The organism is Hallella sp., assembly GCF_037460745.1.
GTDB lineage: Bacteria > Bacteroidota > Bacteroidia > Bacteroidales > Bacteroidaceae > Prevotella > Prevotella faecis.
The window spans coordinates 1-9,285 of record NZ_JAXVAE010000036.1 but is presented as its reverse complement, the minus strand read 5'-3'; the positions used below and the strand labels follow the sequence as shown (position 1 = coordinate 9,285).

The 9,285-nt window shown below is 54.2% G+C and carries 8 protein-coding genes; 2 read left to right on the top strand and 6 right to left on the bottom strand.

Annotation, left to right across the window (positions count from 1 at the left end; all coding sequences use genetic code 11):
- Together WKK33_RS00810 and asnS are read left to right on the top strand one after the other, a co-directional pair.
- On the top strand, window positions 1-861 hold an 861-nt coding region (locus WKK33_RS00810; RefSeq protein WP_337932056.1), incomplete at its 5' end, for a pseudouridine synthase.
- Between the two features lie 15 nt (window positions 862-876).
- Window positions 877-2,271, top strand: coding sequence for an asparagine--tRNA ligase (asnS, locus tag WKK33_RS00805; RefSeq protein ID WP_337469623.1), 1,395 nt, complete (start codon window positions 877-879; stop codon window positions 2,269-2,271).
- A 421-nt stretch (window positions 2,272-2,692) separates the two neighbouring features.
- Here the strand turns inward: asnS and WKK33_RS00800 are convergent, their stop codons facing one another.
- The 6 genes from WKK33_RS00800 to WKK33_RS00775 form a co-directional block, all read right to left on the bottom strand.
- Complete coding sequence (locus tag WKK33_RS00800; protein ID WP_337570655.1) at window positions 2,693-3,673, bottom strand: S1-like domain-containing RNA-binding protein; 981 nt, start codon at window positions 3,671-3,673, stop codon at window positions 2,693-2,695.
- The gene (locus WKK33_RS00795) at window positions 3,670-4,368 is read right to left on the bottom strand and encodes an ABC transporter ATP-binding protein (protein ID WP_215759762.1); all 699 of its coding nucleotides are present in this window, start codon (window positions 4,366-4,368) and stop codon (window positions 3,670-3,672) included. Before WKK33_RS00795 ends, WKK33_RS00800 begins: the two co-directional genes overlap by 4 nt.
- A gap of 54 nt (window positions 4,369-4,422) precedes the next feature.
- On the bottom strand, window positions 4,423-6,555 hold the full coding sequence (locus tag WKK33_RS00790) for a cation:proton antiporter (protein WP_337932054.1): 2,133 nt from the start codon (window positions 6,553-6,555) through the stop codon (window positions 4,423-4,425).
- A 154-nt stretch (window positions 6,556-6,709) separates the two neighbouring features.
- Window positions 6,710-7,492 carry a DUF2490 domain-containing protein gene (locus WKK33_RS00785; protein ID WP_337932053.1) on the bottom strand — a complete coding sequence of 261 codons (783 nt, stop codon included), beginning with the start codon at window positions 7,490-7,492 and terminating at the stop codon, window positions 6,710-6,712.
- A 44-nt stretch (window positions 7,493-7,536) separates the two neighbouring features.
- Window positions 7,537-8,208: a DUF4956 domain-containing protein gene (locus WKK33_RS00780; RefSeq protein ID WP_337469619.1), complete on the bottom strand. Its 672-nt coding sequence runs from the start codon at window positions 8,206-8,208 to the stop codon at window positions 7,537-7,539.
- Window positions 8,209-8,367: 159 nt separating this feature from the next.
- The gene (locus WKK33_RS00775; RefSeq protein ID WP_287769716.1) at window positions 8,368-9,153 is read right to left on the bottom strand and encodes a polyphosphate polymerase domain-containing protein; all 786 of its coding nucleotides are present in this window, start codon (window positions 9,151-9,153) and stop codon (window positions 8,368-8,370) included.
- Window positions 9,154-9,285 lie beyond the last annotated feature (132 nt).

Genomic DNA, 9,285 nt, shown 5'->3' with positions numbered 1-9,285 from the left:
TACAACCGTCAGGGAGGCTATAACCGTCAGGGTGGTTACAACCGTCAGCAGGGTGGCTATGGTCAGCGTCCCGGATACGATCCCAACGCTAAGTATAGCATGAAGAAGCGTATCGAGTATAAGGAGGAGCACATCGATCCCAACGAGCCCATCCGCCTCAACAAGTATTTGGCCAACGCTGGCGTGTGCTCACGCCGTGAGGCCGACGAGTTTATCCAGGCAGGCGTCGTCACCGTCAATGGTGTGGTGGCCACAGAGCTGGGCATGAAGGTGAAGCGCTCCGATGAGGTGAAGTTCCAGGACCAGCCGGTTTCTTTGGAGAAGAAGGTGTATGTGCTGCTCAACAAGCCGAAGGATTACGTTACCACAAGCGACGATCCCCAGCAGCGTAAGACCGTGATGGACCTCGTGAAGGACGCTTGCCCCGAGCGCATCTATCCGGTTGGCCGCCTCGACCGCAACACCACCGGTGTGCTGTTGCTTACCAACGATGGCGACCTGGCCAGTAAGCTCACTCACCCCAAGTTCCTCAAGAAGAAGGTGTACCACGTGTTCCTCGACAAGAATGTGAGCGAGGAAGACCTGCAGAAGATTGCCGAGGGCATTGAGCTCGAGGATGGTGAGGTGCACGCCGACGCCATTGAGTATGCCGACGATCGCGACAAGAGCCAGGTGGGCATTGAGATCCACAGCGGCCGCAACCGTATCGTGCGCCGTATCTTCGAAAAGCTGGGCTATCGTGTTGTGAAGCTTGACCGCGCTCAGTTTGCCGGATTGACAAAGAAAAACCTTCGCCGTGGCGACTGGCGTTTCCTCACCGAGCAGGAGGTGGAGATGCTCCGCAACGGTATGTATGAATAGTAAATAATAGGTATCATGTCTACAAGAACAAAAGTCGTCGATGCCCTGGTGAGCACCGACTATGGTAAAGAGATTACAGTCAAGGGATGGGTGCGCTCGCACCGCAGCAGCAAGGCTGTCGACTTCATCGCTCTGAACGACGGTTCTACCATCAAGAATATCCAGGTCGTAGTAGACCCCGCCAAGATGAACGAGGACGATCTGAAGAGCATCACCACGGGTGCTTGCATCCGCGCCACGGGATTGCTCGTGGAGAGCCAAGGTAAGGGACAGACCTGCGAGGTGCAGGCCGAGGAGATTGAGATCTACGGTCTCTGCCCGTCCGACTACCCCATGCAGAAAAAGGGACAGAGCTTCGAGTATATGCGTCAGTATGCTCACATGCGTTTGCGCACCAATACCTTCGGCGCCGTGTTCCGCATTCGTCATAATATGGCCATTGCCATCCATAAGTATTTCCATGAGCACGGATTCTATTACTTCAACTCTCCGCTCATCACAGCCAGCGACTGTGAGGGCGCTGGTGAGATGTTCCAAGTGACAACGCTCGACCTGGACCGTGTGGCCAAGAGTGGCAAGGTGGAGTACGACAAGGATTTCTTTGGCAAGAAGACCAACCTCACCGTGTCGGGTCAGCTCGAGGGCGAGCTTGGTGCCACGGCCCTGGGTGCCATCTACACCTTCGGCCCTACCTTCCGCGCCGAGAACAGCAACACGCCGCGTCACCTCGCTGAGTTCTGGATGATTGAGCCTGAGGTGGCTTTCATGGACAAGAAGGAGCTGATGGACCTCGAGGAGGACTTCATCAAGTACTGTGTGCAGTGGGCTCTCGACAACTGTAAGGACGACCTTGCGTTCCTCAACCAGATGATCGACAAGTCGCTCCTGCAGACCTTGGAGAGTGTGGTCAAGGAGGACTTTGTTCGCTTGACTTATACCGAGGGTATCGAAATCCTGCAGCAGGCCGTCAAGGATGGCCATAAGTTTGAGTTCCCCATCTCGGGTTGGGGCATGGACCTGGCCAGCGAGCACGAGCGTTATCTCGTGGAGGAGCATTTCAAGCGCCCCGTCATCATGACCGATTATCCCGCAGAGATCAAGTCGTTCTACATGAAGAAGAACCCCGACGGCAAGACCATGCAGGGTACCGATGTGCTTTTCCCGCGTATTGGCGAGATCATCGGCGGCTCTGTGCGTGAGGAGAGCTATGAGAAGCTTATGAGCGAGATTGAGCGCCGTGGTATGCGCGAGCAGACCTACGACTGGTATCTCGACACACGTAAGTATGGTTCGTGCCCCCACGCTGGATTCGGACTGGGCTTCGAGCGCCTCATCCTCTTCGTTACGGGCATGCAGAACATTCGCGACGTCATTCCTTTCCCGCGTACACCGAAGAACGCTGAGTTCTAAAGCACGCGATACATTGACCTAATCATAACGCTTGGCGATGAAGGAGCAATCCTCCTCGCCAAGCGTTTTTGGTTGGTGGGGTGGGGTAGTGGCGTTGGCATTTGTCCCCATTCCAATGAACCCCAATCGGTCATTAGACCGAAATAGGTGAAATGGTAGATTGTTATTGTTTCTTTCCAACTCTTGTCAGCGTTTCTTTCGACATCTTGCTTCCATTCGCGTTTCTACATAGCCCGCTATGCCTTTGGGCGCGACTGTCGCAACCTGCTCGAAACAAACACTAGCAAGAATTGAAATCTAATGACGATTTGGGTTGAACTGTTTGTGAAGAAGCCCTTACATCTCGTATAACGTTGAGCCCCGCTTCATCCTTGGCTTATAGGATGGAGCGGGGCTCAGGGTTATAAATGGTGGCGTGTTTCTATCTGTGTTTGTAGGGCGTTGGGCGTTGGGAATCCTGCTGAGGGTTGGAGGGCTCAGAGGCGACGAGCGTCAGGCCGTTGTCGCCCAGTGTGATGAGGCGCTTCTTGTAGAGGTCGCCCACGGCACGTTTGAACACCTTTTTGCTAACCTGGAACATTTGCTTGATGTCTTCGGGCGCGCTGTTGTCGCCCAGAGGGCAGTGGCCGTCGTGCTCCTTCAGCCATTGCAGCAGGGTGTTGGAGAAGTCCATGGTTTTGCGATGGCCCGTCAGTTGCAGGCTGATATCCATCTTGCCATCGGGGCGAAGGCTCAGCAAGTAACCCGTCAGGCGGTCGCCTGTGTGGATGGGTTGGAATATCTGGTCCTTGTAAACCAAGCCGCCATACTGGTTGTCGACGATGACCTTGAAGCCCAGGTCGGTCTTCTGCCACACCAAGAGCGGAAGGGGCTGGGCCGACGCCACGCCCTTCGAGTGCTCGCCCTCGCCTTGCTGGGTGGCCGTGGGGAAATCCTCGGCCTTGGGCTGGCTGAGATATTTGTCGACCTTGGCTGAGGCCACGATGCGGTAGCTCTCCTCATCCACGTGGATATGAACGATGTAATACTCGCCAATCTCCATGTGGCGTTTCTGCTCATGGAACGGGCAGAACACGTCTTTCATCAGTCCCCAGTCGAGGAAAGCGCCATATTTGTTGACCCATGTGCATTTCAGGTAGGCGAAGTCGCCCACCTTGGCCAACGGCTGTTCGGTGGTGGCAATGAGGCGTTCGTCTTGGTCGAGGTAAACGAAGCATGTTACGTCGTCGCCCTCTCGCACCCCTTGGGGCACATATTTGGCAGGCATGAGAATGTCGCCCTCGGCTCCGCCGTCAAGGAAAATGCCGAAGGTTTCCTTGCCTCCATAGGCGTGGGGGTTGGGGCGCTCGGCCAATCGCGTCATCTTAAGCGTGTTGTAGTCGCCAATCTTGATGGTATTCATACGGTAGTGGTTGTGGGGTCGTTGGGTGAAGTGATGGTGCTCTCGGGCATCAGCAGGCCGTCTTTCATGTGGATGGTTCGGTCGGTGATGGCAGCCAACTGCTCGTCGTGGGTGACGATGACGAACGTCTGGCCAAACTTGTCGCGCAGGTCGAAGAACAATTGGTGCAGTTCGGCCTTGTTCTTGGTGTCGAGACTGCCCGACGGCTCATCGGCAAGGATCACGGCCGGTTCGTTGACCAAGGCTCGTGCCACGGCCACACGTTGCTTCTCACCGCCCGAGAGTTCGTTGGGCTTGTGGTTGGCGCGGTCGGCGAGTCCCAGAAATTGCAGCAGCTCCTCGGCGCGCGCCTTGGCTTCGCTGCGCCCTTTGCCTGCGATAAACGCGGGAATCATGATGTTCTCCAAGGCCGTAAACTCAGGCAGAAGTTGGTGGAACTGGAAGACAAAGCCGATATGGCGGTTGCGGAAATCGGACAGTTTGTTGGTCGAAAGGCCCGACACGTTGATGCCGTCGACGGTGACCGATCCACTGTCGGGGCGGTCGAGGGTGCCTATGATTTGCAGCAACGTGGTCTTGCCGGCACCCGAAGGGCCAACGATCGACACGATTTCGCCCTTGCCAATGTGTAGGTCGATGCCTTTGAGCACCTGGAGGTTGCCGAATGATTTGGTGATACCTTGAATGTTTATCATAAGAATGGGTGTTTTCGTCCGGTGGTGGCTTGACGGGTCGCCACTTGGGAGGTGTTATTTTTTGAACCAATGGCGATGGCGTTGCAACCACTCGTGGATGGCCTCGTAAGCCGACTGCTCCTCGGTGTGCAGCGGTTGTGCGAAGGTCATGGTAGTCTTGTCGTCGCCAAACTGGTCGGGGAAGATAATCATGAGGTTCTTGCCCGTGAAGTATTTGGTGAGCTCCTCAGGCAGACGCTCTTGCGCATTCTTGTACGACACGGTGCCTTTTCGGGCCGTTACGACCACGAAGAGATGGTCTTCCTGGATGGTGGAGGCCAGCTTGGGCATCTCGTTCCAGTGCTCCATCGATAGGTATTCGGCGCGCATCTGTGGATGGTGGTTGCGCACAAACTCGTTGATCATGATCAGCGTGTCGCCTCGTCCGTGGAAGATGATGCGGCACTCGAGGTTTTCCGTGAGCCTTGACAATCGCTCCAACCAGCGATAGAAGCCCGGCTCGTATTGGGCGCGCGAGGGCACCGCCACCTCTATGCGGCGCAGGGTGGCCAACGGGTGGTGCAGACGCGCCATGATAATCTGGCGGTTCAGGCCGTTGAACAGGCTCTGGTGGAACTGTCCCCAGAACTTCGGCGACACGTTGGCGTGCATGTACATGCCAATGAGAATCTCCGAAGCCTCAAACTCCTTGAAGGCGTGCTTGATGCCATTGGCAATGTTGGCGGCCACGCGCACTTGTGTTTGCAGCTTCACATCCGACCCAGCGGCATATTGGGTTACCTGCTCCAGCAGTCGGCGCCCTTGTTCCTGGTAGCTCCGCATGTTCTCGTCGTCGTACACCACGTTGAGCGCCATGATGCCTCGGTTGAGTTTTGGGTTGCGCATCATGATGGCCATAGCGATCAGTTGGTTGGCGTATTCGGGGTATTTCACGGGCACAAGGATGCGCTCGTCGTCGTGCGTCTCATTGTCGTGCGCCACGTCTTTGTCGCGCATGACGATGCGTTGGGCCGACCATTCTGTCATCATCGATGATATGATGCAGGTAAACAGAATCATGATGACCACACCGTTAAGCATGCTTTCGTTCACGAGAAGTTGCCCATCGTCGGTCTTCAGCCCTATGCCCACCATGATCATGGCGATGGCTCCCGCGGCGTGGGCTGAGGTCAGGCCAAACATCATGTGGCCTGAGGAGATGGGCATGCGGAACAAGGTGCAGGCCAAATGTGCCGCTACGCCCTTGCCCAATGTGCCGAACACCACGATGCAGATCACCACCCAGATGATGTTTCCGCCGGCGAAGAGCAGGCGTAGGTTGATGAGCATGCCCACACCGATGAGGAAATAAGGGATGAACAATGCGTTTCCGATAAACTCAATGCGGTTCATCAGGGGCGACACATGGGGTATGTACCGGTTGAGAATGATGCCGGCGAAGAACGCTCCGAAGATGCCTTCCAGTCCCACCAGGTCGGCGAGCGCCGCGCAAAGGAAGAGAATGGCCAATACAAAGATAAATTGCATGACGGCGTCGCTGTAGCGTCGGAGAAACCATCGGGTAAGGCGGGGCACAAGAAAGATGACGCCTGCGCAGTAAGCGGCGAACTTAACGGCGAACCCTATCCAAAACAACGTGTCGCCACCGCCCTTGTGTGCCGTGACGATTCCGGCCACCAGAATGAGTGATATGAGCAGGCTGAGCATGGTGGAGCCCACACTGAGCGTTACGCTGGGCTTGAGCTGCAGTCCGTATCGTGAAATGATGGGGTAGGCCACCAAGGTGTTCGACGCCATGATACATCCCACGAGGAACGACGACGCCGAGTTGTAGCCCAGTAAGGCCATGCTCGTGAAATAGGTTATGGCAAGCGGAACGAAGCATGTGAGCAGGCCAAAGACAATGATGCGGTTCTTGTATTTCTTCACGCCATCCATGTCCATCTCGAGCGATGCGAGGAACATGATGTAGTAAAGTCCCACGCGTCCGAACAGTTCGAAGGAGGCGTCGCGCTCCAATATGTTGAGCCCGTACTGCCCGACGAGCACTCCTGCCAATACCATTCCGATGATATGCGGTATGCGTAGCTTGCCCATGATGATGGGCGCAAATAGAATGATTAGCAACACCACAAAGAAGATGAGTGTGGGGTCGGTGATGGGAAAGTATGAGGCTATGTTTGGCATGCCGTTTGGAAATGCTTTGTTGTTGTATGCAAAGTTACGTATTTTTTCGGAAAGACGTGCTCTTGGTGGTGGAAAAGCGAGCGTCGCGCGGCCTTGTGGGTGCTGATTGCCGCCCACCAAGCCGCGCGACGCCTTTGCGGTATGCCGTTTGTGGTTAGAATTTAACCTTGTAGCTCAGTCCGAGGATGTGCATGTTGCGGTCGTTGTCGTCGTCATCCTTGCTGTTGTCTTGGTAACGGTAGTACACACCGAGCGTCTGGCCCTTGACAATCTTCCAGTCGAGTCCCACGGTGTAGCGCACCTTCTCCACGCTCCACGCGTTGTAGAGTTCCACATTGGCGTAAGGCTCCACGTCGAGCCCTTTCTTATCGTAGGAAACCTGCAGTCGGCTTCGCAGTGTGTTCTTTCCTTTTCCGCTATAGGTCTTCTGCTTGCCGTCCCAGTCCTCGTCGTCGAAATCGTAGCGCTCGTCGATGGTTTTCTCTGGGCGATAGGTGTATTGCCAGCGTTCGCGCAGGTCGAACTTCCAATTGCCCAATCCTACGGCGCCTGTCACGTCAACGTTCACGCGGTGACGTGGGCCCCAGTAAGAGGCATATTTGTTTAGCTTTCCGTAGTTGGCCTTGTTGGGATCCTCGTCGTGGTAGGTGTACTTGTCGTTGTGGTTGTAGAGGAAGGTGTATCCCGCTCCCACCTTGAGCCACTTGGTGAGCTTGTATTCGCCCGATAGTCCCATCGACCAACGGCTGTTTTGATTGGCATTGTTGGCTGTGCGATACTCAGCTTCGATCTCCACGCTGGCCTTCTTCGATAGTTTCTTCTCGGCCGAGATGTCGGTCCAGATACCAAAGTCGTCGCTTGTTTTCGGCTCACTTTGCGCTGACGCCAACAAGGGTGCGGCCAGGAGCGCGAGGGTGATGAATAGTTGCTTTTTCATGTTTTTGTGAATGGTTGGTGAATGATGGTTAGGGTTTTATGGGTTTATGGGGCAAACTGCTTCTGGTCTTCGCGTGTGAGGCGAATCTTTTGGTCCAGGTCGGTGTCGCTCGATAAGGCCGAATAGTACACCTTGAGCATGGCCATGTCGCGCAGGAAGTCGATGCTTCCCACCTCCACTCGCAGGATGTTGATGCCCAGGCGTTTGGTGAGGTCGGCCATCAGCTCCTCGCGCTTGTCGGGGGTGATGAGGTCTATGCGGTCGTACTGCACCAGCTTTGCGGGTTCTTGCTTGAGTTGTGTCTCGCAAATCCATATCAGGAAGATGACGATGAGGTTGGTGGCGAGCAACTCCACCACCGACACGCTGTTGGCAATGGCGTTGACCACCGACAGGGCGATGATGACAAACATGTACGTCATTTCTCTTACGGGCATGGCGTCGGTGCGGTATCGCATGATGGAGAATATGCCGAACAGGCCGATACCAATGCCGATGCTGGTTTTGGCCTTGAGATCTTCGAGCACGAAAATCATGAAATAAACGAGGAAGAAGATAGCCACGCTCATGAGCATGAACGAGAAATAAAAGTCGCGTCGATGGCTCTTCTTGTAGTAGAGGCGGTCGACGATGGTCCATGTGACGAGCATCAGGATGATGAACCTAACGATCATCAATGGGAAGTCGTGTGAGAATGTAAGGTTGAAAATGTCCATTATTTAAATTATTTGTTTCGGTGGGGAAGGTTTTTGTTTCGGTGTATTGGTTTTTGTTTTGTGTGAGTTGACGTTAGTTCCAATCATGGTCCCTTTCTCGCCATAGCCGATCTATGGTAAGTTCGGTTCTGCCCATTTGACTTAATGAAAACGAAGGTCTTATTCGGCCATCATTTTCTCAATCTTGCGCAATCGTGGTTTGATGCGGTTGCAATGGAGTGTACTGTCGGTGAGTGCCGATCCAATGATGTATTTGCTGAAGCCCATGGGCTTGATGCGCAGCTCCATCAGGTGGTTGAGGATTGGGCTGGGTTGGAGGCCGTCGCGTTTGAGCTCCACGATGACGATGTTTCCCATGTCTTTGTGCTTTCCGTTGCCGATGTTGTCAAACTCGAGGTCGAAATCGATGGTGAGGCGCTCTGTCTTCAGTTTGTTGACCAGCGTGATGCGGTTGAAGTGGTTTTCCACTTTCTCGGTGAGAAGTGTGGGCTCGTATCGTAGGTTGGCGGTAAGAAACTCGTCGTAGAGGTGGAAATCGCACTCCTCGGGCCTGAACACGATGTTGTGTTGCGGGCACTTCGGGTCGAAGTCGTGCATGGTGATGCGCTTCTTTCTTGTCCTTCCATGGTTGTTCTTGGTCTTTACCTCCAGGAAGTTGAGCCCCGAGTTGACATACGACCTGATGCGTAGCTTCTGCCTGTTGGTGTGCCCCGTCTCGTGGCGGAGGTACATGGCGTAATCGGGCGTGTCGAAATATACCGTGTAATAAGGTGCTATGCGTTCGCCTTTTATTTCTTGCACGCGATAATCATCTTGTGCTAAGAGCAGGAGTTGGCGCAGCATGGGTTTTGTGGTGACAAACTTGGTATCCGTGCGGTTCATCAGCCGGATGCCGCTCATTTCGTCGAGCGTAATCGGTTCGTAGTGGCTAAGGATATCAATCATTTGTAACGGTTTTTAGTTAGTTGTTACAAAGTTAATACAAAAAGCGATATACGACAAGCGAAACGCAAGAAATAAGTAAATAGTACTGATGCGATAAAATCGCATAGTTATTAAAATTCATCAAATAAAGTG

Coding starts and splice junctions, on each gene's coding strand:
- asnS (WP_337469623.1), top strand. CDS start 877: ATGTCTACAAGAACAAAAGTCGTCGATGCCCTGGTGAGCACCGACTAT.
- WKK33_RS00800 (WP_337570655.1), bottom strand. CDS start 3,673: ATGAATACCATCAAGATTGGCGACTACAACACGCTTAAGATGACGCGA.
- WKK33_RS00795 (WP_215759762.1), bottom strand. CDS start 4,368: ATGATAAACATTCAAGGTATCACCAAATCATTCGGCAACCTCCAGGTG.
- WKK33_RS00790 (WP_337932054.1), bottom strand. CDS start 6,555: ATGCCAAACATAGCCTCATACTTTCCCATCACCGACCCCACACTCATC.
- WKK33_RS00785 (WP_337932053.1), bottom strand. CDS start 7,492: ATGAAAAAGCAACTATTCATCACCCTCGCGCTCCTGGCCGCACCCTTG.
- WKK33_RS00780 (WP_337469619.1), bottom strand. CDS start 8,208: ATGGACATTTTCAACCTTACATTCTCACACGACTTCCCATTGATGATC.
- WKK33_RS00775 (WP_287769716.1), bottom strand. CDS start 9,153: ATGATTGATATCCTTAGCCACTACGAACCGATTACGCTCGACGAAATG.